Origin of the sequence: Burkholderia sp. SRS-W-2-2016 (assembly GCF_001931485.1) — a bacterium.
GTDB lineage: Bacteria > Pseudomonadota > Gammaproteobacteria > Burkholderiales > Burkholderiaceae > Paraburkholderia.
Genome location: NZ_MSDV01000067.1, coordinates 43,350 through 68,253, shown reverse-complemented (window position 1 = coordinate 68,253; position 24,904 = coordinate 43,350). Strand labels below are relative to the sequence as shown.

Here is a 24,904-nt window from a genome sequence, read left to right as displayed (position 1 = left end):
GAACGTGTCGCAGTTGAAGAACGCAGGCGTGATCGACGGCAACGGTCAGGTGGCGAACGTGGTTGCGTACGACGACGCATCGAAGGCTGCAATCACGCTGGGCGGAGCAAACGGCACGAAGATCAGCAACGTTGCAGCGGGCGACCTGTCGGCCACGAGCACGGATGCGGTCAATGGCGCACAGCTGAATGCGACGAACCAGAACGTGGCGGACTTGGGTAGCCAGGTGACGAAGAACACTGGCGATATCAGCAACGTGCAGGCAACGCTGTCGGATGCGGTCATGTATGACTCGGCCTCGCACAACAGCGTTACCCTCGGTGGTGCAAATGCCCCGGCTCCGGTCGCTCTGAAGAACGTGGCCGACGGCGTCGACAACAACGACGCGGTGAACGTATCGCAGCTGAAAAACGCAGGCGTGATCGACGGCAACGGTCAAGTGGCGAACGTGGTTGCGTACGACGATGCATCGAAGGCTGCGATCACGCTGGGTGGCGCAAACGGCACAAAAATCAGCAACGTTGCAGCGGGCGACCTGTCGGCCACCAGCACGGATGCGGTCAATGGTTCGCAACTGAATGCGACCAACCAGAACGTGGCCAACCTGGGTAGCCAGGTGACGAAGAACGCTGGCGATATCAGTAACGTGCAGGCGACGCTGTCAGATGCGGTCATGTATGACTCGGCCTCGCACAACAGCGTCACCCTTGGCGGTGCAAATGCCGCGGCTCCGGTGGCCCTGAAAAACGTGGCTGACGGCGTCGACAACAACGACGCGGTGAACGTATCGCAGTTGAAGAACGCAGGCGTGATCGACGGCAACGGTCAGGTGGCTAACGTGGTTGCGTACGACGACGCATCGAAGGCTGCAATCACGCTGGGTGGCGCAAACGGCACGAAGATCAGTAACGTTGCAGCGGGCGACCTGTCGGCCACGAGCACGGATGCGGTCAATGGCTCGCAGTTGTACGCGACCAACCAGGCACTGGACCAGATCAACAGCAACATTGCGAATCTGGATCAGGGCTCGGTGAAATACGACCGCAACGACGACGGCACCGTGAACTACAACAGCGTCACGCTGGGAGGTGGCATGTCGTCGGGGCCCGTGAAACTGACCAACATCGCCAACGGTACGTCGACCTATGATGCGGTCAACTTCGGCCAGTTGTCCGCGCTGCAGGATCGGGTGACGAACATCGAGAACAAGGGTCTCGGCAACCCGTACTTCAACGCGACCGATACCGATGCAGGTTCGGGCGACGCCGCTGTGCAGCACGCGGCAGCGCCGGGGGCCGGTGCAGGCAGCACCTCGGCAGGCTCGGGTGCGATCGTCGCGGGCGATAACGGTACGGCCGTCGGCTCGAACTCCAGCGCAGCGGACAACGCTGTCGCCGTGGGTTCCGGCGCGGTGGCCACATCGGGCTCGGTGGCAATCGGTCAGGGAGCACAGGCATCGGCTGCGAGCGCGGTTGCGCTCGGCAATGGTTCTGTCGCTGATCGCGACAACACGGTGTCGGTGGGATCCGCGACGCAACAGCGTCAGGTCACCAACGTCGCCAACGGTACGGAAGCCAAGGACGCCGTCAACGTCAGCCAGTTGACGCCGGTTGTAAACGGCCTGGGCGGCGGTGCCGCGGTCAACCCCGACGGCTCGGTGACGGGTCCTTCGTACCAGTTGTCGGGCGGCACTTACTCGAACGTCGGTGACGCGCTCACAGGCCTCGATAACCGCGTGAACGCGACCGACAAGGCGATTAACAACGTCGCCAGGGGTGCGTACTCGGGTATCGCTGCCGCTACCGCGTTGACGATGATTCCGGACGTCGACAAGGACAAGACGTTGTCGCTCGGTATCGGCGGGGGAACCTATAAGGGCTACCAGGCTCTTGCCATCGGCGGTACGGCTCGCATTACGCAAAACATCAAGATGAGAGCGGGTGTGGGTTATTCGAGCGGTGGTACGACGGCAGGGGTTGGCGCTTCGTATCAGTGGTAAGCGTTTAGCAGGAGAGGGCGCATTGCGCCCTCTCCGCCGCCTTGTTTTTCCGGTTCTTTTTTATTCGGCCACTCGCGCGAGCGTCATAGCGCATCGAACGACGCCCACGTATTCGGAAAGACAGCGTTATGTGACCAATATAACAATGTCTTTTAATTTTTCTTACCGGTCAAATTTCATTCTGTTCCCGCGATGCCCATAATTCTTCTCTGTCGCGCTTCATTGATTTGGATTACGAAGCAGTACCGGATGGCATCTCATCACCCCAATCAGCGCGCGACCGATCAGAAGGGACCACACTCCTGTTGCCCCTCTATCTCTCCAAGACTTCAACGACATACGGATATATCCATGAAGAAGGCAATCATCGCAATGGCTGTTTTCGCAGCCGCTACCTCCTCGGCTTTTGCACAAACGGCTCCGGCTAACCCGGGTCAGGTCAAGTTCACCGGTGAAATCGTCGCAGGTGCGTGCGGTATCGACGCCGGCTCGCTCGACCAGGTCGTTCCGCTCGGCCAGGTGCCGGCACACGACTTCGTGAATGCTGGCGACCGTTCGAAGGTCAAGACGTTCCCGATCGTTCTGACCGACTGCGATACGGCGACCGCGAAGAACGCGTACTTCACGTTCACGGGCACGGCTGACCTGGCCAACAACGCTCTGTTCGCTACCCAGGGCAGCGCAACGAACGTCGGTATCCGCCTGCAGACGGCGTCGGGCGAATACCTCGCCAACGGCAGCGAGCAGAAGGCTCCGATCGTTCTGTCGAACGGTAACAACACGGTTCAGTTCGGCGCGATGTACGAAGCGACTGCCGCCGGTGTCACGCCGGGCGAGGCTGACTCGGTTGCGAACTTCACGATTCGCTACCTCTAAGCTCCAGTCGAGTTTTGGGAAAAAGGGGGGGCACGCCCCCCTTTTTTATCGCCTGCACATTGAAGTTTTTCAAGAAGGCACCCGTTGTGCGTAACACGAAGTCGCTGATTTGCATGCCCGCGCCAGCTACTGGCGATCGGGAAATGCTGCCCACATATCTCAAGAAATCCGTGCTGTGCATGTCGACTCTGCTCGTCAGCACACACGCTTTTGCGACCGTGTTCAACAGCGACTTTCTGAGCGTCGACGATGCGAAAAACCTCGACCTCACCCAGTTCGCGCACGCGGACTATACGATGCCGGGCGACTATCTGCTCGACATCCAGGTGAACGACCAATATTTCGGCCGTCAGTCGATCCGCTTCATCGAAGGAACCGAACCAGGTACCAGTCACGCGTGCCTGCCGGAACAACTCGTCAAGGGATTCGGTCTCAAGCCGGCCGTTTTCAAAACATTGCCGCGTACCGATGAAGGCCTCTGCGTCGATCTCGAGAAGATCGATGGCGTAACGATCAGGTACGAAAAAAGCAGTGCGCGCCTCAAGATCAACATTCCGCAGGCCGCATTCGAATACGACGACCCTAACTATATTCCGCGCGAACGTTGGAGCGACGGCATCGACGGCGCGATGCTCGATTACCACGTTATCGGCAATACGACCCGCCAGTACAACACCGGCTATGGTCCTCAGCAGAACAATTGGCTGCAAGCCTACGGCACCGTCGGCGCGAACGCGGGCGCATGGCGCTTCCGCGGCGACTATCAGGCCAACACCGGCGGTGGCGGCTTCGGCGGCTCGAACAACAATCTGCAATTCAACCGTCTTTACGCCTATCGCGCATTGACGGGCATTCGTTCGACTGTCTCGCTCGGCAACAACTACCTGAATTCCGATATCTTCGACACGTTCGCCTACACGGGCGCGTCGATCCAGAGCGATGACCGCATGTTGCCACCGGCCATGCGCGGCTACGCGCCCCTCATCACCGGGGTAGCGCATACCAACGCAACGGTTACCGTTTCGCAGCAGGGACGCGTGCTGTACTCGCGGCGAGTATCGGCAGGTGCGTTCGCGCTGCAGGATGTCACCGCGAACGTACAGGGCTCGCTCGACGTCACGGTCCAGGAAGAGGACGGCAGCGTACAGAAGTTCACCGTCACGAGCGCCTCGGTGCCGTTTCTGGCCCGCGAGGGACAGTTGCGCTACAAGTTCTCGGTCGGACAGCCGCGCCTTTTCGGAAGCCCCGGCATTACACCGTGGTTCGGCGCCGCGGAAGCCGCGTATGGTCTGCCGAAGGACGTTACGATCTACGGCGGCACGATCGACGCGACGAACTATACGGCGGCCGCGCTCGGGATCGGTAAAGATCTCGGCTCGATCGGCGCGGTGTCGGTGGACGTGACGACGTCGAATGCGAGACTGTGGTGGAATGGCCAGAGAATGAGCGGCCAGTCCTATCGTTTCAACTACTCCAAACACTTCGACTCGCTCGACACCGATCTGCGGTTTTTTGGCTATCGCTTTTCCGATCGCACCTATACGACGTTTCCGCAATTCATCGGCGACGCTACGTCTTATGGTCAGAACGGCAGCAGACAGCGTCTCTCGATGACGCTAGCCAAGCGGCTCTTTGGCGTATCGACATTCCTGTCCTACGACCACTCGAGCTACTGGGATCGTGAATCCGACGATCGTTACGGCATTTCGCTCGCACGTACCGTGTCGTTCGCGAAGGTCAAGAACGTCAACCTGAATTTCTCCGCGTTTCGAACCCAGGGAATTTCCGGCAGCGGCAACCAGATTTTCCTCTCGGCAAGCATTCCGCTTGGAGGCCGCCAGACCGTCTCGACAAGCGTCTCATCGTCCTCCGCTGGCGGCATCGGTGTGAGCACGGGTGTCTCCGGTAGCGATGCCGATGGCTTCAGCTACTCGGTGTTCGGTGGTGCGCAGGATGGCCGACCGATGTTCAACGCCAACGCGCGCAAGATGACCTCCGCGTATCAGGTCAGCATGCAAGCGTCGACGGTCATCAACACATATACGGCTGCTTCCCTTGAACTGGACGGTTCGTTCGTTGCAACGAAGCACGGTGTAGCAGCTCATTCCAATGGCAACTCCGGCGACACCCGTCTTCTCGTGTCGACCGATGGCGTGTCCGATGTCCCGCTTACCGGAACCCAGGCAAAGACTAACCGGGCCGGTTACGCCGTGATCGGTGCGGTATCGCCATTCGACACGTTCAATGCGCAGGTCAACACCAACAAGCTCGCGCTCGACACGCAGGTGACGAACCCGGTGCAACGCCTCGTGCTGACCGACGGTGCAATCGGCTATGTGCATTTCGATGCCGCCCGCGGTCGCAATGCGCTCGTCGAATTGAACGATGCGGACGGCAAGGCGATGCCGTTCGGCGCCTCCGTCATGGACCGCAAGACCGGCCGCGAGATTGGCATTGTCGGCGAGCATGGCGTGACGTATCTGTCCCAGATTCAGACTGGGAGCGACCTCGTAGTCGAGGTCAGTGAAGGTAAGCAGTGCCGGCTCGGTGCTTTGCCGGACAGCCTGCCGTCGGACGGGAGCGCCACACCCGTTACGTGCAGTCCCTGATTAACCACGGTGGGCCTGCACCGGGCCGCTCCCGATTCGAGAGATCCTTATCATGCGTATGCGTTTCCTTCAGTCGTTCCTGCTCCGCTTCTGCACGCCAGCCCTGCTGGCGGTACCGCTGTTGTCTCACGCCGCGGTAGTGCCCGATCGCACCCGCCTCGTGTATGACGAAGGCGTGCAGTCGGCAAGCGTCACCGTCACGAACAAGAGCGACAAACTTCCTTACCTTATTCAATCCTGGATCGAAGACGAGAAGGGCAACAAGGTCACGACACCGTTCATGGTGCTTCCGCCGCTCCAGCGCATCGAGGCAAACGACCGCAATATTCTGCGTATCGTAATGGCGCCCGGCAATGCGCTGCCTGCCGACCGTGAATCGGTGTTCTATCTGAACATCCGCGAAATTCCACCGAAGTCCGACGAGGTCAACGCGTTGCAGCTTGCGCTGCAGTCGAAGCTCAAACTCTTCTACCGCCCGAAAGCCGTCCAACCGAAGCGCGGCGACGACCCGACCTTGCCGATGACGATGAAGATCGATGCAGCCACGCACAAGCTGACCTTCGACAATTCGACGCCGCTGCATGTGACCATTGCGGAAATGCACGCCGGCGAGAACAAAACCCCGGTTGATTTTGACGCTGTCATGGTGGAGCCGATGAGCCAGACCAGTGTGCCGTTCAAGCAACCGATGCCCACGACACTTTACGTGAGTCACATGAACGACTACGGCGGCCAGACCGAGGTCAAATATGCGTGTGATGCGGGTATCTGCAAGAGCGTGCAGCCATGAATGCGCAAAATGAACGGGGGATGATGCGGATCCCGGGCTTGCGCGGTCTGGTCAGGCTTCTCTTGCTGGCGGCGATGTGTCTGTCCGCGCATTCCGCGTGGGCGCTGACATGCTTCGCGGGCTCGCCGGACGCCAGAACCTTAACCTTTACCGAATCGATCGGAAGCGTGCAGACCTATCCGGAAAACGTGCCGGACGGCACGATTATCTGGATTTCGCCGACTCGCACCACCACGGGCTATTGCCAGAAAGACCTTGTAGGTGGTCTGGATTATCTGGACCCGGTCTCTTTCTATGCCAATCCGCAATCGATCACACTGCCGGGACTGCAAATCGGCATCCGCTTCAACGGACAGGACGTCTACGATGCAACGAGTGTTCCTGGAGGCGGCCTGTTCACAGGGACTACCGTACCGACCTGCACGACCGATCAATACGTCTCGGCAAACGGCGGATGCCCTCCCGTCCCGGTAAGCTTCACCTACCAGGTCGTTGTGCGTAAGCAGGGGACGTGGACTGGAACGTTGCCAGACACCTACAACGTCTTCCAGTTCGACGGTGTAAACGGCATCAACTGTTGCCGTCCAAGCTTCAACTACATTTTGAGCGGCCTGAGCAAGCTCGCGCCTACTCCATGCACGGTCGACGTAACTGTGACGCCGGAACCCGGAATCGTTGATTTTGGTCAGGTACAGTCAACGCCAACAGGGTTCCAGCCGGCCAGACCGACAAAGAATTTCAGTCTGCTGCTACAGAAGAAAGAGTGTGGTGTGGGCGTCAACATACAGGGCTATTTCCAGACCTCGAATCAGGTGCAGAACAACATGATACTGCCGGAGTCGGACAGCAATTTCGGCATTGGAATCCAGGACGGTGGTGGCAGACAGGTGCCGATCGGTGAGCCGTTCGATCTGCAGAATTTCAGTGAGACGCAAACCAGTGTCTCAATTCCGTTCACGGCCACGCTCACGCCCTTGGGCGTGCCCAAGATCGGTCCTTTCGAAGCAATTGCAACGGTGCTGATTCTGTACAACTAGCACACGTTGCGACTCTCGAGCCCGCCTTCGCTGCCGTCCGCAGAAGCAATACAGATATTCGGCTGCCGGTATCGGCGGCGGTGCTCGGTCTGGCAGCAACCCGACCTCATGGTAGAGGTCATTGACAGCAGACAACTCCCGCTCGGTGCTTTGCCGGATTGCCTGCTTTCGGACGGAAGCGCGACACCCGTCACATACAACCCCTGATTAACCAAGGTGGACCTGCACCGGGGCCGCTCCCGATTCGACAAGCCTTTACCATGAACATCCGCTTCATCCAGGCCGCCTTGCTCCGCTGCTGCGCAGCGGCCATCCTGACCATGCCCTTGCTGTCGCACGCCGCGATCGTGCCCGACCGGACCCGCCTTATCTATAACGAGGGTGCCCAACAATCGGCGAGCATCATGGTCACGAACAGGAGCGACAAGTATCCCTATCTCATTCAATCGTGGATCGAAGATGAGAGCGGCAGGAAGGTCAATGCGCCGTTCATGGTTCTGCCACCATTACAGCGCATCGAGCCCAGCGGAAAAAATATCCTGCGTGTCATCCTGCTGCCAGGCAACGCCATGCCTGCCGACCGCGAATCGGTGTACTTCCTGAACATCCTCGAGATTCCACCCAAGACCGGTGTGGAGAACGCGTTACAGATTGCGGTGCACTCGAAGCTGAAACTGTTCTACCGGCCGGCGGCTGTGCAGCCGAAGGCCTCCGAGGACCCAACCCTGCCCATGACCGCAAAGATCGATCCCGCCTCGCATACGCTGGTCTTCGATAATCCGACACCACTGCACGTGTCAGTCGTCGAAATACGCGCCGGAGAGGACAAAAAGCCGGTCGAGCTTAGCGCGGCTTTCATGGTTGATCCGATGAGCCAGGCAAGCGTGCCGTTCGCGCAGCAGGTACCCACGACGCTTTATGTGAGCCATATGAACGACTACGGGGGGCAGACCGAGGTCAAGTATGTGTGCAACGCGGGTATCTGCACGAGCGTGCAGCCGTAAGGAGCGGATAGTCCGGTCGCCTCGGACACGGCAGCTAAAGGCCTTGCTCTGAACCGGCGCGGCCAGGTCGACGGACAATGGCGCGATTTCCCGGCAGCCTTTGCCATCTACTACAACTGAAACGGGCCTCGCCGGCGAATCGACGAGGTCCTGCGTTACAACATCATCGAAGCGGCCGCGAACAGATAGCGCCGTTGACACACGCTTCGCCCACAGCCTTCCACACGCGCTTCAATCGGATGGAGACAAGTGTCCTTGGAGGCATGCCCCTTCGAAACTTTCCTGTTTGATCTGCTCAACGAGCTCCCGCCGCTTTTTCGGGGAAGCAAGCAGCAGAAGGTTCATCTTGGCGATGAACTCTCGTTCCTCATTTCTACCTAGATTCACGAAAGCGAGCAGTGCTCGAGCTGTTGCAGAAGTTTGATTGTTCGACATTTCTATCTCCTGTGTCCTCAAAGCGGCATCACAAAATTACTCAACAAACATAAAACCCGATGGAAACCGTTACGAACCGAGTTGATAGTCAAATCATTTAAAAATAAAGGTTATATTAAATATAATATGCATCACTGCCTTGTTTCCTGCAACATAAAAATATTGATAAAAATCAAATTCATCACACCCCAAAATCATGATTTTTCCAACCAGTATCCATGCTCTCGATAAATTTTATACATTTAAGCATCTATTAAAATGCGACGTGTTGTAAATTGCGATCGTTTGTATAAGACCTTTCTTATATTGTGTGAGTTTCGCTCCAAATTTCTGGAAATAGGTGCAAGAGGCGCCTCAACCGCCGCGTTACCTCCGGGGTCACGGTGCAGACCTGGCTGGTTATGCATCGGAAAGGGACCACGGCGCTGATGGTGGAGACACGAGCGCAACTACCCAATGCCCGCGGTGAGCGGCCGGCTCGCACGGTTTGCATCGGGCATTCAGGTCACGCAGCGTTTCGTTCACCCATTTGACAAGGAACCGGTCAGCATTTATCGAAGGCGTTTTCTTTGCTGTTCTTACAAGTCAGACGTATTCGATCGTGAAATTTGGCTAGTAAGAAACTTTTTTCTGTCCCCTCTCGGTACATTAGAGGCTCTTCTGCATCTTTTGCACACCCCGATAGCCTAGCGAGAGCGCCATGAAAATCAACCTCATACTTGCGGATGACCATCCCGCGCTGATTGCGGGCGTCAAATATGAACTTTCCAGAATACACACCCTTTGCGTCGCGGCAACTGCGCATGATTCCACGGAGTTGGTCGACGTACTATCCCGCGTGTCGTGCGATATCCTCATCACCGATTTTTCGATGCCCGGTGGGGACTATGGCGATGGAATGGCAATGCTGTCGTTTCTACGGCGCCGGCATCCGGAGCTGAAGATCATCGTCTTCATGACGATCGATAATTTCGCCATCGCCGCCCAAATGAGAAGAATCGGTATTCAGTCAGTGCTGAACAAGGCAAAGGACGTCGGATATTTGATTACGGCTATACATGCGGTTCACGCGGGAGCGCATTACTATTCGCCGACGCTGCAGGAGACCCCGGTCAGCAGTGATTCGAATGACGCATTTAACAATCGCATACCTACTTTATCAACCCGCGAGCTGGAAGTGATCCGCTTGCTGCTATCCGGTCTCACGGTTAGCAAAATCGCGACGCAGCTGAGCCGGACGAAGCAGACAGTAAGCGCGCAAAAGAGATCGGCAATGCGCAAACTTGGCATCGAACTGGACTCCGAGCTGTTTCGATTCGCGTTCGAAATCGGGCTTCCCAAAGAAGGTATGCTTCCGGTCAATTCCGTAATGCTCGCACCGGAGATCGGATACTGACTATGCGGTGTCTGTGTTTGCTGCTTAGTTTGTCAACGCAACCCGAGAACTGAACAACCGCATCACCGGCACTCCCAGGCGTCAATCTGGATGATTCTCGAGCACACTGCCGCGCATAGCGACACCATCGCGAACAGCCTCAAGCAGTATGCGAGTCGCCCTCAAGCGTGAGCTGCCGGTCGATCCATTTTTTTGCCCATTCGAACGCGTAATGTGTCGCGTCGTGCGGGGTACGGAAGGGTGGACCAACGAGCCCCGATCGTTCACGCCGCTTCCCATCTTTAATGATTTCCGCGGCCGCGCGAAACATGTCATTGCGACCGGGTTGAGCCGACGCGCTGATGACATAGCCGCGGTCGTCGGCAAACAGAACGCCGCCAGACGGTCTATCGATTCGCCACGAACCGGACGCCGGCTGAGAATGCTCCGTTTGTGGCTCGTACTGGCGAGAACCTGCAGAAGGGCTAGCTTGCCGGAGCGTGTCGGAAAGTTCGAAGGAGTCGGAGCGCCGGACGTTTTCGCTTTTATCCCGCGAGTCGAGTAATTGTCGGGCCATGTCCGCGATGGGGCCTGCCAGCCTCGAGTGGCGAGCCTCGGCGCACGGTTTTTGCCAGGACTCGGGACGCATCCAATGCGCAAAACTGACCGTGTCAGTAGTTTGTCTAGCGAACGCTACAGCGACCTTTGATTCTCCAGCATGTCGCTGGGCACTGACCGGCCCAGCCGGTACAAAGGCAAATTGCCGCCCTGTCAGCGACAGCATTTGAACCATCTGCGCCAGCGTGCCGTCCTCCTGCCACTCCGCAAACCGTCGCCGGCAGGTGGGCGCCGAAGGAAATCGACGCGGAAGTCTTGACCATGTCTCTCCAGTCGTAAGAACCCAAAGCACTGCTTCGACAACGATTCGCAGATTCGCGCGAGGGCGACCGCGTTGTCCGAACCGCACTGCCGGCGCATCTTTAAAAAGCGTTACCACACATGCCCATTCGTCGTCGGATAATTCAATAAAAGACATCTTTTCCCCCATGCGATGTGGCCGGTCACTTAACTTCGAACCGGCCATGTCTCTTTTATGTATTAAGGGCGATTTCGCTTTGCGTCGTTGCTGATGGATATCGCTGCGGACGTTGCACTCGCGGAGTTTATTCCTCGAATTCCGGCAAGCGGAGACGTTGCTCTAAAAACTCGAACGTGAGGATATCTTTAGGGTTTTTATATAGTCAAGATGCCATCTGAATTTACACCATAATTTTGGAATTATAATTTCACTTTTTAACGATCAGTCCACAATTTTTACATAATTTAAACAATTCATGATCATCAGAAAAGTCGTCTGAATTTCACTCAGATGTCGCATTACGTGTTGGGGGGTCATTCAAACGGAGCGTTGTGATATGGAGGAACAGCGGCCGTATCGCCGGTCACCCGTGCCCTCCCACGTCACAAGGCACTAGCGGAGCTTCCGCTGCCGGAGCACCTCTGCAATTTGGGGGGAGAGCGCCCCGACGTCGCTCGTGAATCGAATCGGATTTGACTTATCAATAAGAAATCAGATTCTATTTTTAATATATCAAATCGCATTATTCATATTTTCATTTTTTAACAAATTAAAACTCCTACCTCCCATATATACCTGCTATCCTGACCCACTAACGACTTTTGATTTATAAAGCTTAAGACTGAAAAAAGGCGATCCATCGATGCCGGCAATTAAACAAAATAAAAATCGGCATGAGCGTTAGCAATGAACATCCCGCTGGAGAATTCTCTCAGCTCAATGCCCTAAGAGGCATCGCCGCCGTTACGGTCGTCATGAGTCACTTTACGGTTATCGATCCTTTGCGCGAATTATTGCAAACGCCGCTACGCTTTCTCCTCAACGGTCATAACGCGGTTATTATGTTTTTTCTTATAAGCGGATTTGTTTTAACGCTTCAATTGACGTCGCCCCATGCGCCTCGCTATCGGGAATGGCTGATCAAACGTATTTGTCGTATCTATCTGCCGTATCTCGCGGTCTTTTCGGTCGCCTGCGCGATGATGTCGTTTTCCTATCGTGGCCCTGTGTCATGGGCCGGCGTGTGGGCAAATATCGCGTGGGACGGCCAGATCGAGATGTCCGAAGTGGTGGAGCACGTAGTTTTCGTCGGCACTTATCGCGCCGAACACATTTTGCCGGTGATCTGGACGTTGATCTACGAAATGCGAATCGCATTCTTCTTCCCACTGCTCGTGTGTGCGGTTCAACACTTGCGGGCATGCCACACGATCGCATTGGCCCTTGTCATTTCCGCAGTGGGGTATCTGTTACTCGTTGCCAACGGAAACGATCCTTACAACGCGAATCTGAAAGTGCGGTGGGAGTTGACTGCACACTTCGCGGGAATTTTCGTAGCCGGCGCGGCGCTCGCACAGCATCGGACTCATTGGTTAGGGTGGTTGGCTGTGGGCGGGCGCAAGGCAATCGTGTTCAGCGCGTCGCTGGCTTTCTATTTCTTTTCACGTTCGGTGTTGAGGATCGCGCCCGCAGGGCTCGCGGATTTCCTGTTCGACTGGGGTGTGTCGATCGGCGCAGCTGGCCTCATTTCGGTCGTGCTGTCGTCCAGGCGCGCCGCATTGCTACTCGCGTGGCAGCCGGCCGTGTTCATGGGCAGGATTTCCTACAGTTTGTATCTGACACACACAGTGGTGCTACTGACTGTGATCCATCTGATGCCATCGGCCGATACAGCGTTGCTCGCGCTCGCAGTCGCGGCAGTGCTAGTGACACCGGTGGCGGCACTCGCTCATTTCGCGTTCGAAAAGCCGGCTATCGTTATCGGCCGTGCTTTGACGCGATGAACAACGTGAACAGAAATCGGCATCGATCGATCGGCAGCCGATTCGGTGCGCTCCGCTTATCCATCGATCCTGCCGCAATTGCCATTAGCGGAAATGTTGGTTCTGCGTCCAAGCAATTCCGCGAGCGAGTCTTCCGGTTGGGCGAGATCACCGATTGTATAGCGATCCAGTTCGTCAAAAAACGCGCGGGTCGCTGCCTCCAGTGCAATGCGCACTCGACAATGCGGTACGATCACACACGCCCGTCCTTTGCCTTGCCGGCCCGGCAGGCAAGGGGCCAGCGCGAAATCGCTTTCCGTCAACCGGACAATGTTGCCTAACTTGAGTGTGATCGATTCCGCATGGAGACGCACTCCGCCATTGCGGCCGCGCACTGTTTCTACCCACCCACGCTCCGCGAGTTGCCGGACGATCCTCATAAGATGGCTTTTCGAAATGCCATATGCTTCTGCAATATCTGCAATCTTCGACAGTCCTTCACCTCGCACCGCGAGATAAAGCAGCACACGCAACGTGTAATCGGTGTAGTCGGTCAGTTTCATTAGTTTTACTGGCTGAAAAATGCGCAAACGGGCACTATGTCATCGACGTGGACGCAGTACTCGCCTGGATGGCGTCGGATGGACACGTCTATCAGGCGCCGTGCTCAATTACCCGTTCATCGGGACGACCGTCGACACATCGAAAGCGGGGACTCGGGAGACGAGCGATATTTCAGTGCGCGATGGGATACTTTTCTTTTCAACGCTCACACCCGATGACCCGGTTACGCGCAGCCATGATGAAAGATATTGTATAAATAGAAATGGATGCAGGGAATTTGACATATCGGGTAATCCGCTCTGGTTGTCCTCCGAAATGTCAGAATCTCTTGATGAAGCTCGAATCAATTAATTCTGATTTTTCGGTCAATTACTGACATCGATATCTCTCAACGCCGACATCGGGATGTGCGGGCGATGCCGTGATCTGTTGGTTCACGAATAGAAGCGCCGTACGGCGGTTCAAATATGGTGCCAATTTTTCCGACGAATCAAATTGATCCACGGCGTAGACTTGCTGATAATTTCAGATACCTTAATCGTATGTCGGATGTGCTAGCTGAAGAAGTAGTTTGTCGGAGAGGTACTGAGAGTCGGTCATGTCTACCGAATATCAGCATCACATGCGCTGAAAAGCGTGAATTCATCAAGGCTACCTACGAAATGCTTTTTCCAGATGCACATTACGAGGCATTCTACGGGAGGAGTAATGAAAATAGCTGTGCTCGACGCCGATCCATTAGCTGTAGAGTTCGTAGTTCGCCACATGAGCAAAGCCGGCTACATATGCCACGCTTTCTTCGACGCGCGCGAGCTCCTGGATCATTTTCACAACCAGAATTACGATCTCCTTATATTGGACTGCGCTTTGTCTGGTCGATCCGGCGAGGAGACCATGGATTGGGTACGCACCAGTCTGTCACAAACACTCCCGGTTATTTTCCTTAGCGCCCGGTCCACCGAGCAGGATGTTTTGTCTATCCTCGACGCGGGAGCTGATTGCTACATTATCAAACCTGTGTCCGAGATGATGCTGTTAGCACGTATCAACGCGATTTTGAGGCGAGCCATGCTGTCCAGGCTTTGATGGAAAAGAGTGCCGGCCGACGGACAATGTAGCCCTATCCATTAAAACCGAGTGCCGGCATGACAGCCGCCAAACGCGGCGCCGTTTGTTGCCGCGCCGCCACAACCCAATACGCTACATCCGCCAAGAAGCAGTAGCACGATGAAAACCGGTACTGCCGTTGAGATCTTTCGTAGTGACATCGCCGTCTCTCATGAAGGGCGTGAACTGACCTGAAATATACAGTTGAGAACTGTATGCAGGAAGGCCTACGCGAACAGTATCGATGCAATCATTGCGGCAATCGCCGTGCGCATCGTCCATTGCCACTGCATCTTGCGTATATCGTGTCGTACTAGCGAAGCTGGCCGTTGTTCCAGCAAGCGTCTCGCATCTCCAATTCCAGCGGAATATTCGTGTTTGCCCATTTGATTACCTTGTCGTACTTGTTGAACTCGGATTGGTCCCCACCGCCAAGTCCGCACACACTGGCCCGGCTACAATCACAACGCTATTTTTTCCACGAATCGCATCGCTAGGAGTTTATGACGACCATCAGATTCGAAGTGTCAAATTTCTGATCTGTCTAATTGTCAAAATACCGAGGTGGCGACTAGCATGGACCTTGTCATCGCGGCTCTACGTGCTCATTGCCGCGATGATGGTCTCTCTGTACCCCGCTTCGCGCCCCTCCACGGGGCGCGTTTTTTATCGGTACGGTCGTAGTCGTGTCGCGTGAGTAGTCAGCCGATCGAGCAGCGCGAGAACTCCCACCGTATGTGAACGAATAATCTTAGACGCAGCTCGTCACGCCGGTTTGAATCTCACAGTTCGGGCGAAATTCGGCACGCTCTGCATTGGATTAGTCGTTACTCGAGAGGGTAGCCCGCCGCCCGCAGCGAATCGGACGCAATCTTCTGCAATGTCGAAGCATCGGCTTCGCTAATGCCCATGTCTGCCGCGGCCTGTTCACCAATACCCAATGCCGCCGGATTCTTTCCAGTCAGTCGGCCAAACAGCACCAGCGCCTTCAGGTAAGAACCATAGACACTCGCATGGGTCCGGTCCTTCCACCACAGCTCCATTTGAGTGGGCGACACGCTATAAATCCCCGCAGCATCGTAGAACCCCGACGTCTTAACGACGCTGGTGTCGACCGCTCGCTGGAATGCATCACCTACCGGCACGACGCCTGCCAAGCGGCCGCTACTAGCCACGACAGTGTTCATCGCCGTTCGCATGTCTGCCGTGATGTCATTCAGGTTGGCAGCCGTCGATGACTTGCTGGTGTAATAGACTGCATTCATGGCGGTCACAGTATCGCCGTTGGCACCGTTCGAGCAGGTCGGATCAACGATCGGGGTGCCATCCATCGTCGTAAGATCCGGCTTCGTGCATTGGTGTGCTTCGACCATATCGGGACGTGCCCACATCTGCTCCAGATAAATCTTTGCGTTCGGATTCGCATGCAGATTGAGCGGAATCGTGCGGACAGCATTGCAAGCCGTGCGGCTCAAACCAGGACCTGGCGGATTGGCTGAAGTCGCCGCCATACAGTTCTCGAGACCGCCGAAGATCTGTGCCTCGGTCGTCTGGCCGTTGGTATCGGCCTGACTGATCTGCCCAGTCTGAATATATTCGGCAATCCGACTTGCATAAGTCGAAAACTGCGGGAAATTCGCGTTTTTGGCTTTGCCTGCCGGCAGCGGCTCGTCGCTTTGCCCTTGCAAGACCACGACGTCCCATTTCTGGCTGGCGATATCACCGCGCAAATCCCATGCCGTATTCGCGGTGTTCAGGAAGTGCCCGCGTAACGACGCGGCATTGCGCGTCGAAAGCGATACGACGTAATTCAAGCCTGCTTCGTCCGTCAATTTTTTGAAAATGCCCGGGACACCGCCCCATGGATGCGGCTCGAAACATCCGACGTCCTGCGAAACGCAAGCAGCAGGGGACTGACCGCTGCCGACCGGGTAGCTGTTGGTACCGGCCGGCTCGATGGCGTTGAAGGCGGCCGTCATGTCGGTAACGCTCGCGGCGTTGTAGCTCTCCGCTGGGTCGACGCGGGCGAACGTGTAGCTGTTGCCGACGAAAAGGATGTTTACCGGAGTGGGAGATGCCCCGGAGCGTTGGTGCCGGTGTTACCTGCGTTTTCGCTCGCATTACCGCTGTCGCCGCTCGATTTATTGTCCGAACCGACCGGGATATTTCCTTGGCCTCCACAGCCGGATACCAGCAGCACAGCGGTCAATATCGCGGAGCTCATTTTATGAGCGATATGCGTAGAATTTCTCCAATATAGTTATGCGGGAATTTGAAATTTATGGCCCGAGAGGTGAGGGCATGCTGCGCCCACTACTCATTTTCATATCGTTCGTTGATTGTGCGTCTGATCTCTCCACCGTTGGTGGGATCCCGGCCAAGATTCGTCGTGAGTCATACCGACTGGACAGCCGCTACACACCTTGGAAGTTACCATTGATCAGACGGATATTGCACCTGGAATGGTCTGAAAAACCGCTGCGCATACGGATGCAGTGAGTAGCTGTCGTAATACATGGCTAAATTACCATCAGCAATTCGCTCACCACGAATGCCGGACTTTCAGGACTTCACATCGCGCGAGGTTATCGACGCGTCGAATTTGAAGTGTTGAATTTCTTATCTGTCTAATCCTCGATACGAACGAGGTCGTCCGGCTTTCACAACGATGAGTACCACGCAGTACGCGAGCGAATCAGCTCATATAACTCATGGCCAATCGAGTCGGACAGGGCAACGGTCACGCGCTTCAACGCGCCCGAGTCGTACCATTTCCTGTAGCGCCGGTGGCAGGTCTGGAAACTGGGATAGCGGTCGGGCATCGCATGCCATGACGAACGGCTGTAAAGCACCCATAGCATTCCATTGAACACAGCGCGCGCGTCAGCACCCGGACGCCCACGATTCTCCACGCGCCCCTGAAGCTCGGGAAGCAGTGGCGCGATAAGTTGCCATTCAGTGTCGGTGACCTCGCGAAAAAGCGGCGCGCGGGCGAAGGCACGTATGGACGTCGGCGAGACCGGCTCCGATCCAATCCGAAACATCTCGCGATTCTCGCGGTCAAGCCATCGAGGCGCTCGCCCCATGCCACTCCAGGTTTGCCCGGTGACGGGATTCCGAAATCGTGGGGCACCGCGATCAAAGCTGAATCGCCGGTCGACCGGCTCACCGAGGTTCGCCGGCGTGATGCGGTACTGGCGCATCAACCGTCGTATCGATTCAAGTACGTGGGCACGTTCCAGGCAACGGGTCGTCGTTATGCCCGCATCGGCTTGCCCATGCCGCGCGAGAATTTTCTGGGGCGATGTCATCAGTGGTGTTCTTTATGAAGGAGCAAGGCGACGATCAGAACGGGATTAAGCAGTCGCGACACGCGACGCTGGCGAGCTCCCACAACAGTCTTTCTGGAGTCCGGACTCTCGATCAGGAGCGCCCGGGAGAAGTCCGTCGAACCGTCCGTGCGGGGGATCGTTCGTTCGCCGCAAAAGCGCGGATCGGGTCATCCTTGACTGATTTAGGCGGTCGATTCGTCGCGTGCTTGCGTGCCGCCGGTTGAGACATTGCTTTGTCAGCCTGACAGTGCACCTTGTGGTGCGCGCAGGTATCGGCGGACTTCCCACGAGGCGCTCGCGCCGCTTCGAGCTTCAGCTGCTGCGGGCTCAACCATTGTTCGGAGTACTCTGCGTAGGCGTTTGCTGCGATGCCGCTTAGGGCGAGGAAAACAAGGTGTGCTGTAAAACGTCGGCTCTTCATTGCTGCTAGCATTGCTTATAGATTAAGTGGGACTCACTGGCCGAGGTTCGGCGCACTGAGCTTCTTTAGTTTGTGCGCCCCCGGTACCCGGCGAGATGCAACGAAGCCATTACTGGTAGCGGTGCCGATTAATCACCCGCTCGACCCGCATCCGCCCAGCCGGCTCGAAATAAGTCCCAAACCGAACCAGCCCCGCCTTTTTCAGCGTACAGACCATCGTGAAGCTCACGAGCAGCCCGGGGTCCGGCCGGTCATCGATCTCGATCCCGACCGAGCGAAGGCGCGGCTCGAACTTCAGCAGCGTGTCTTCCATCTGGTTACGCAGATCGTTGACCGACGCCGGCAGGTTCCGGTAGACCTCGGTGAGATCGGGCAGACCGTAGTCCGGCACATGCTTGAGCGCTCCGGCGCGCGTGTTGAGAATGCGCCGGATGTTCGCCTGGACGCTGAGAATTTCGAGCGTGTTGTCGTCGTGATCTCCGAGCGCTTCGCCGTCGATGTGACCAAGCAGCATGTCGTAGAGGGACGGTCCGGCGGGCATCGACTCGTTTCCTTCAGGCGAGAGACGCGTCCGACGCAGCACGCGCGCCTGCCGCCATGTCGGCATCGATGAAATCGATCGTCAGATTCCCTTCGGCCGAACCCGACAGCACGATCTTCGCGGGCGCGTTGCCGCTCGCCATACGCGCCAACAACTCGCGCGAGACCGCCGGAAGAATGCGCTGGTTCAGGAACGCATCGACGTTACGCGCGCCGGACTCGCGCGCAACGCACAGTTCCGCCATCGCGCCGATCAACGCATCGTCACAGACCAGTTCGACGTCATGCTGCTGGCGCAGACGTTCCGCAACTTTCGCGAGCTTCAACCGCACGATCGACGCCAACGCCGCCACATCGAGCGGCCGGTACACCAGCGTCTGGAAGCGGGCGAGCAGGGCAGGCTGGAAATGCGCGACGAGCTGCGGATGGATCGCATCGAGAAGCGCCGCCTGCGCGATGTCCTGCGTTTCGCTAGTCGCTTCGTCGATCTGGGCACTGCCGAGATTGGACGTCATCAGGATCACGCAGTTGCGGAAGTCGATCTCGCGTCCTTCGCCATCGCGCATCGTGCCGCGGTCGAAGACCTGGTAGAAGATGTCGAGCACGTCACGGTGTGCCTTTTCCACTTCGTCGAGCAGCACGACGCTGTACGGACGCTGCCGTACCGCCTCGGTCAGGATCCCGCCGCGGCCGTAACCGACATAGCCCGGCGGCGAGCCCTTCAGCTGCGATACCGTGTGCGACTCCTGGTACTCCGACATATTGATCGTCGTGAGCGCGGCCTGACCGCCGAACAGCAGCTCGGCGAGCGCGAGCGCGGTCTCGGTCTTGCCGACGCCCGAAGGGCCGGCCAGCAGGAACACGCCCAGCGATGCATGCTCGTTCTTCAGGCCAGCTTTCGCGGTGCGCAGGCTTTGCGCGAGCGCGGCGAGCGCGTCATCCTGCGCGACCACGCGTTCGGCAAGCTGGTGTTCGAGAGTCAGCAGACCTTGCAACTCGTCTTCCACCAGGCTGCCGACCGGCACACCGGTCCATTCCGCGACCACGCGGGCGATCGCCTGCGCGTCGACGTCGGCGAAAATCAGCGGTGCTTTACCCTGCGCGCTCGCAAGCTCGCGACGTGCGTCCGCCAACGACAAAGCATCGCGCGTCGCGGGATCGCTATCGCGTTGCCGATGCAGCGTCTGCACGAGTTCGAGTTCGTGCTGATAGCGCTCCTGCAGTGTCACCAGCTCGGCTCGGGCGTCGACGAGAGCCGCGTCGAGCGCGACGCGGCGTGCCGCGACATCGGTGACGCCCGCCCGGTCGTCGTCCGCGAGGGTCGTGTGTTCGAGTTCCAGTGCCGACACCACCGCGCGTGCCCGTTGCAGTTCCGTCGGCGGCGATTCGAGTCCGATGCGCACGCGCGCGGCAGCCGTGTCGATCAGATCGACCGCCTTGTCCGGCAACTGGCGCGCCGGAATATAGCGGCGCGACAGCTTGACCGCGGCGACCAGCGCCTCGTCGCGGATGTGCACGTTGTGATACTTCGCGTAGCGCTCCTTCAGGCCGCGCAGCATCAGGCACGCGCTATCGTCGTCCGGTTCGTCGACCTTGATCATCTGGAAACGGCGCTCGAGCGCGGCATCGCGCTCGAAGTACTCCTTATATTCCGACCAGGTGGTCGCGGCGATCGTGCGCAGCTCGCCGCGCGCGAGCGCGGGCTTCAGCAGATTCGCGGCGTCAGCGCCGCCGGCGGAGTTGCCGGCGCCGATCAGCGTATGCGCTTCGTCGATGAACAGCAGGATCGGTTCGGGCGACGACTGCACTTCGTCGATCACGTTCTTCAGGCGCTGCTCGAATTCGCCCTTGACGCCCGCGCCCGCCTGCAGCAGACCGAGATCGAGCGTGAGGATGCGCACGTCGCGGATCACATTCGGCACGTTGCCCTCGGACACGCGCAGCGCGAGCCCTTCGACGAGCGCGGTCTTACCGACGCCCGGCTCGCCGACCAGGATAGGGTTGTTCTTGCGGCGCCGCGCGAGCACGTCGACCATCTGCTGGATCTCGCGATCGCGGCCGAACACCGGATCGATTCCGCCGTCGCGCGCCTTGGCCGTGATGTCGATCGCGAAGCGGGCGAGCGCGCTGCCGTCGACGTTCCGCTGTGCCGGCTGCGCCGCCCGCGTTTCCGCCGGCTGTTCGATGGCGACAGCCCCCGGCGAAGCAGCGCTCTGCTCGTGCGTTTTTTCCTCCAACTCTTCCAGCTCGTTCTCGCTGGTGCGCGGACCAAGCCGCGGCAGCAGACGTTCGATCTGTACCGCGCTCACCGACAGCAATTGCCACGCGTTGGTCGCGCGCAGCACATGCGGCGCCTCGACGATCGCTTGCAGAACGTTGCCGGAACGAACCCGAGGACTGTCGGTGCGGCAGCGGGTCGACGCAAGAAACCACGCATCCTGCAGCACGACCGCCAGTTGCGGCGACAGGCTGGGGCGGCCGCGCAGCGTGCGGGGCGTGTGATCGATGGCCTTGAGCAGCGCATCCCATACGGCATCGATATCCAGATCGTAGTGATTCATGATGGCCGGGATATCGCCGTCTCCGGCTTCGATCAGCTTGAGCAGCCAGTGCTCGACCGTGATCTCGTCGGCGAGCCGCGTCTGGCACAAATTGGCCGCGGCTTCGAGCGCTTTCGCGCAATAGGGATTGAGCCGCTGCAGAAGCTGGCTGGCGTCGCGAAAGGAGGAGTTCCGGTCGTTGAGCACGGTCATGGTCGGGCTGTTCGCTGATCTGGAGAGGGGGCGCACCTGCTGCGCGCGGGCGCCCCCAGCAATAAAAACGCCAGTCCGCAAAGCTGCTCGCGCGGACTGGCAAAGGAAGGCCGGTTGTTCCGGGGACCATCAGGGAAGATGGCGGACCGGCCTTCACGCCACGGCGGTATCAGGAACGCTCGTTCCAGGTGTCCTTGTGGATGATGTTGCCGTCCTTGTACGACCAGGTGATCGTCTCGTAGCGCAGCTCGACTTCCTCGAGATGGTTGTGCTTCTCGTAGGCCGGATTCTTGATGTCGAGCATCTTCGGACGCACGGCGACGATCTTCACGTTATCGAGCTTCGTGTTGAAGTATTCCTTTTCCTTGCCGGCGTCGTCGATCTTGTACCACTTCACTTCCGCCGACTTCAGCGTCTGGCCGCTCGTGACCGCCTTGTAGAGATACGGCGTCGACGCGTCGGTTTCCTTCGTCAGCATGATCGACTTGTGCACACGCGTGCCGGTCAGCTTGCCGGTGTTGCCGTCGGTCGGGATATGCACGCCATGATCGAATGCCGTGATCTCGACACTGCCTTCGCGGCCCTGAACCGTCACCGAACCCTTGATGTCCGCGCCACCGTCGTCCTTGAGCCACATGTATGCCGGAATTGCCATTTTTCACTCCCTTCTTCTTACTGCGACCATCGCCCGGAGCCAGCCCCGGGCCTTGAAATCCCGAAGCAATTGCTCCGGGGCGAAAACCAAATCGCGTCAAGCTTGCGGTGCGTCCGGCACCAGCGTGATCTCCACGCGGCGATTCTTCGCGCGCCCGGCTTCGCTGTCGTTGTCCGCGATGGGCCGCGTATCGCCGTAGCCCTGGATCGCGAACTGCGTGGCCGGGATGCCCGACGCGTCGATCAACCAGTCGCGCACCGCCTCGGCGCGCGCGGTCGAAAGCGTGAGGTTGCTCTGCGGATTGCCGACGTTGTCCGTGTAACCGGCGACCAGAATCCGTTTGTCCGGGTGTGCCTTGATCATCTCGAGCGCGCCGACCATCGCGCGCGTCGAACCATCTTTGAGTTTGGCCTTGCCGCTATCGAACAGCGACATGCTGTCGAGCGTGATGACGGCCGGCGGCGGTGGTGGTGGTACATACGAAGCGATTGCGTCGTTCAGCACCGGGATCGCACTCGTGCCCCGGTACATCCCGAACGACAGATGCAGCGGCACGCCGAGCCGCGCATAACGGTCGAGTTCGTCGCGGTCGGCCACCAACGCTTGCAGCGCGTCGCGCCGTGCCGCGTCGTGTGCGGCCGGGATCGTCGAATAGCGGCCGAGGTCCGCACCGATGCGCGCGAGCAGCGCCTTGTTGTTGCTGGCGGAAAAGAAGAACGCAAACGCGGCGGCACACGCCAGCAACGCAAGCACATGGGCGAGGGCGGTGCGGCGCGGCGACATCCAGTGCCGTTGCGGCATCGCCTCGATCAGCGGTTCGGGCAGCGGCCAGGGCGCCGGAGTGGCCGCGGCTTGCGCACGCTGGACGCGAGTCTGCATTTCGACATCGCGCGTCCACGGATTGCCCGCCGCGACCGCCGGCCCGCAGTCGATCCAGCCGGCGCCGAACAGTGCCCACGGCGCGGCGGGCTGCTGCCGGTCCGCGAGCGCGTGGATCACGGTCCGCTGGGTCCAGCCGACGATCGACGCAAGGCCCGCCGCACGAGCGACCGCCACGCGAGCGTTCGCCGCCAGTTGGGCGTCGCTTTCGGCCGCGCGGATCATCGACTCGAAACGCTGCGCATCGGTCATGCGCTGCGACGACGAAACGCCGTACCACTGCGGCGCGGTCAGGTCTGCCGGTGCGCTCGTCAATCGCTGGTAGATCGCGACGTATCCCGGCAACGGCCGCGAGCCGAGCCTGCGCGCGGCGTCCGCCACGGCCTGACGTGCGATCCGCAGAGACTGCGTCAGCGCATCGGCATCCGTGTAGCGGGCCGGGACCACCGATAGAACGACCCCGTCCGGCGCGCGGCCATCGCGCCACTGCCTGAGCGCAACCGCGAGGCGCGGCAGGTCCTGCGGCCGGTCGGCCCGTACCCAGATCGCGCCGTCGCCGACATGCGCGAAGCGCTCGGCGTCGGCCCGGTTGAAGAGCGCGGCAAGATCGTCGCCGGTGACCAGCACGAGTGGCATGCGCGTGCGCAACCTGACCGGAATGTCCGCGGTGGCTTCGCCGAGCGCCGCCAGCACGTCGGCGCTCCGGCTCCGCGCACGCCAGAGCATCCACGTACGCAGGTAGATGAGCAGCAGCGCCGCGATCGCGATCCCCCCCGTGAGCAGCCAGGCCATCCCGGGGCCCGGCCGCGCGACGAGCCAGATCACCGCGAGCGCCAACGCGGCGGCGAGCGTGACCATCAGCCGGAACGGATAACCCAGCCCCAGATATGACGCGCGGCCGGAAGCGGGTGCGCGGGTTGGCGTCGGAGTCAGGACGGGCAGATCGGATTTCACTGACGACCGACCTTTGCGGACGTGATATCCGCGAGTTGCGCGTCCAGCGCAACGTTCCACACGCCCCACACAGCCGCCGCGACGACACACGCGAGCCCCGCAATTGCCCACGGCGACAGCCGGTAGAACCAGTCGGACAGGCGACGCCCCGCGCGATCCGCGATAAACGGCCGTTCGATAGCAGGACGAAGTTTTTGCAGACGGGTGTTCAGCGTAGCGATCAGCTCGACGCGTTTAGCGTCTCCATCGCGCGCGTAACGGCCGATGAAGCCCATGCCGAGAATGGCCGAATAGCATTCGAGCAGATCGACGTTGGGCGATGCTTCGCGCAGTCGCGCCTCGATGCAGTCAATGACGCGCTCGCCCGCATCGTGCAACTTGAAGAACTCCACCTGCAGCGGCTTCAATTCCCATCCGGAACGGGCTTGCCCGTCGAGCTCGCGCAGCGCCGTTTCGTCGAGCAGCCCGCACTGCGCCACCATCGCTTCCAGCCGGACGTCGTCGGAATAGCCCCTGCGAGTCAGCGCTTCCGAGAAATGCGTGATCAGCTGCCGGCACCGCTCGCGAAACGCGCTCGCGTCCTGCACCGTTCCACCCGGCGCGAGCGACGTGACGAGCAGCGCGGTGTCGCGCAGCAGATCGCGGATGCCTTCGCCACTGGAATGGTCGATGGCCGGCGCGGTGCCTGTCAGTGCAGCCGCGCGATGACTGGAATGAATGGAAGTCAGGATCG

19 protein-coding genes are annotated in these 24,904 nt (G+C 58.8%); 9 read left to right on the top strand and 10 right to left on the bottom strand.

Annotation, left to right across the window (positions count from 1 at the left end; translation table 11 throughout):
• From BTH42_RS28710 to BTH42_RS28685, 6 genes are all read left to right on the top strand, one after another.
• A partial coding sequence (locus tag BTH42_RS28710) for a YadA family autotransporter adhesin (RefSeq protein ID WP_218642026.1) occupies positions 1-1,999 on the top strand: 1,999 nt, incomplete at its 5' end.
• A 351-nt stretch (positions 2,000-2,350) separates the two neighbouring features.
• Positions 2,351-2,875, top strand: coding sequence for a fimbrial protein (locus BTH42_RS28705; RefSeq protein WP_075304560.1), 525 nt, complete (start codon positions 2,351-2,353; stop codon positions 2,873-2,875).
• 143 nt (positions 2,876-3,018) lie between these two features.
• Positions 3,019-5,484, top strand: a complete 2,466-nt coding sequence (locus tag BTH42_RS28700; RefSeq protein ID WP_075304559.1) for a fimbria/pilus outer membrane usher protein — start codon at positions 3,019-3,021, stop codon at positions 5,482-5,484.
• Between the two features lie 52 nt (positions 5,485-5,536).
• Positions 5,537-6,274 (top strand): molecular chaperone, encoded by a 738-nt coding sequence (locus BTH42_RS28695; protein ID WP_075304558.1) that lies wholly within the window; start codon positions 5,537-5,539, stop codon positions 6,272-6,274.
• Entirely contained in the window at positions 6,271-7,311 is a 1,041-nt protein-coding gene (locus BTH42_RS28690; RefSeq protein ID WP_075304557.1) for a fimbrial protein, read from the top strand. The genes BTH42_RS28695 and BTH42_RS28690 overlap by 4 nt, the downstream gene beginning before the upstream one ends.
• Positions 7,312-7,571: 260 nt before the next feature.
• Complete coding sequence (locus tag BTH42_RS28685) at positions 7,572-8,315, top strand: molecular chaperone (protein ID WP_075304556.1); 744 nt, start codon at positions 7,572-7,574, stop codon at positions 8,313-8,315.
• Positions 8,316-8,546: 231 nt separating this feature from the next.
• Here BTH42_RS28685 and BTH42_RS35080 read toward each other — a convergent pair whose 3' ends face one another.
• The gene (locus tag BTH42_RS35080; RefSeq protein WP_143752241.1) at positions 8,547-8,750 is read right to left on the bottom strand and encodes a hypothetical protein; all 204 of its coding nucleotides are present in this window, start codon (positions 8,748-8,750) and stop codon (positions 8,547-8,549) included.
• A 700-nt stretch (positions 8,751-9,450) separates the two neighbouring features.
• Between BTH42_RS35080 and BTH42_RS28680 the strand changes: the two genes are divergently transcribed.
• The gene (locus BTH42_RS28680) at positions 9,451-10,146 is read left to right on the top strand and encodes a response regulator transcription factor (RefSeq protein WP_075304555.1); all 696 of its coding nucleotides are present in this window, start codon (positions 9,451-9,453) and stop codon (positions 10,144-10,146) included.
• Positions 10,147-10,285: 139 nt separating this feature from the next.
• On the opposite strand, the gene BTH42_RS28675 is transcribed toward BTH42_RS28680, so the two are convergent.
• Positions 10,286-11,161 carry a transposase gene (locus tag BTH42_RS28675; protein WP_178392256.1) on the bottom strand — a complete coding sequence of 292 codons (876 nt, stop codon included), beginning with the start codon at positions 11,159-11,161 and terminating at the stop codon, positions 10,286-10,288.
• Between the two features lie 716 nt (positions 11,162-11,877).
• Here BTH42_RS28675 and BTH42_RS28670 point away from each other — a divergent pair.
• Entirely contained in the window at positions 11,878-12,987 is a 1,110-nt protein-coding gene (locus BTH42_RS28670; protein WP_075304553.1) for an acyltransferase, read from the top strand.
• Between the two features lie 56 nt (positions 12,988-13,043).
• Here the strand turns inward: BTH42_RS28670 and BTH42_RS28665 are convergent, their stop codons facing one another.
• The gene (locus tag BTH42_RS28665; RefSeq protein WP_075304552.1) at positions 13,044-13,529 is read right to left on the bottom strand and encodes an Rrf2 family transcriptional regulator; all 486 of its coding nucleotides are present in this window, start codon (positions 13,527-13,529) and stop codon (positions 13,044-13,046) included.
• Positions 13,530-14,238: 709 nt separating this feature from the next.
• Here BTH42_RS28665 and BTH42_RS28660 point away from each other — a divergent pair.
• Positions 14,239-14,616 carry a response regulator transcription factor gene (locus tag BTH42_RS28660; RefSeq protein WP_075304551.1) on the top strand — a complete coding sequence of 126 codons (378 nt, stop codon included), beginning with the start codon at positions 14,239-14,241 and terminating at the stop codon, positions 14,614-14,616.
• Between the two features lie 848 nt (positions 14,617-15,464).
• Here BTH42_RS28660 and BTH42_RS28655 read toward each other — a convergent pair.
• The 7 genes from BTH42_RS28655 to BTH42_RS28620 all read right to left on the bottom strand — a co-directional run bounded on the left by BTH42_RS28655 (position 15,465) and on the right by BTH42_RS28620 (position 24,899).
• The gene (locus tag BTH42_RS28655) at positions 15,465-16,616 is read right to left on the bottom strand and encodes a hypothetical protein (protein WP_075304550.1); all 1,152 of its coding nucleotides are present in this window, start codon (positions 16,614-16,616) and stop codon (positions 15,465-15,467) included.
• A gap of 681 nt (positions 16,617-17,297) precedes the next feature.
• Positions 17,298-17,948 carry a transposase gene (locus BTH42_RS34410; RefSeq protein ID WP_083654963.1) on the bottom strand — a complete coding sequence of 217 codons (651 nt, stop codon included), beginning with the start codon at positions 17,946-17,948 and terminating at the stop codon, positions 17,298-17,300.
• Positions 17,949-18,499: 551 nt separating this feature from the next.
• Positions 18,500-18,931 (bottom strand): type VI secretion system baseplate subunit TssE, encoded by a 432-nt coding sequence (gene tssE, locus BTH42_RS28640; protein WP_075304567.1) that lies wholly within the window; start codon positions 18,929-18,931, stop codon positions 18,500-18,502.
• Positions 18,932-18,944: 13 nt separating this feature from the next.
• Positions 18,945-21,683 carry a type VI secretion system ATPase TssH gene (gene tssH / locus BTH42_RS28635; RefSeq protein ID WP_075304549.1) on the bottom strand — a complete coding sequence of 913 codons (2,739 nt, stop codon included), beginning with the start codon at positions 21,681-21,683 and terminating at the stop codon, positions 18,945-18,947.
• Positions 21,684-21,852: 169 nt separating this feature from the next.
• The gene (locus BTH42_RS28630; protein ID WP_075304548.1) at positions 21,853-22,338 is read right to left on the bottom strand and encodes an Hcp family type VI secretion system effector; all 486 of its coding nucleotides are present in this window, start codon (positions 22,336-22,338) and stop codon (positions 21,853-21,855) included.
• Between the two features lie 96 nt (positions 22,339-22,434).
• The gene (locus BTH42_RS28625) at positions 22,435-24,171 is read right to left on the bottom strand and encodes an OmpA family protein (RefSeq protein WP_075304547.1); all 1,737 of its coding nucleotides are present in this window, start codon (positions 24,169-24,171) and stop codon (positions 22,435-22,437) included.
• Positions 24,168-24,899 (bottom strand): DotU family type IV/VI secretion system protein, encoded by a 732-nt coding sequence (locus tag BTH42_RS28620; RefSeq protein WP_372237294.1) that lies wholly within the window; start codon positions 24,897-24,899, stop codon positions 24,168-24,170. The genes BTH42_RS28625 and BTH42_RS28620 overlap by 4 nt, the downstream gene beginning before the upstream one ends.
• Positions 24,900-24,904: the final 5 nt, after the last annotated feature.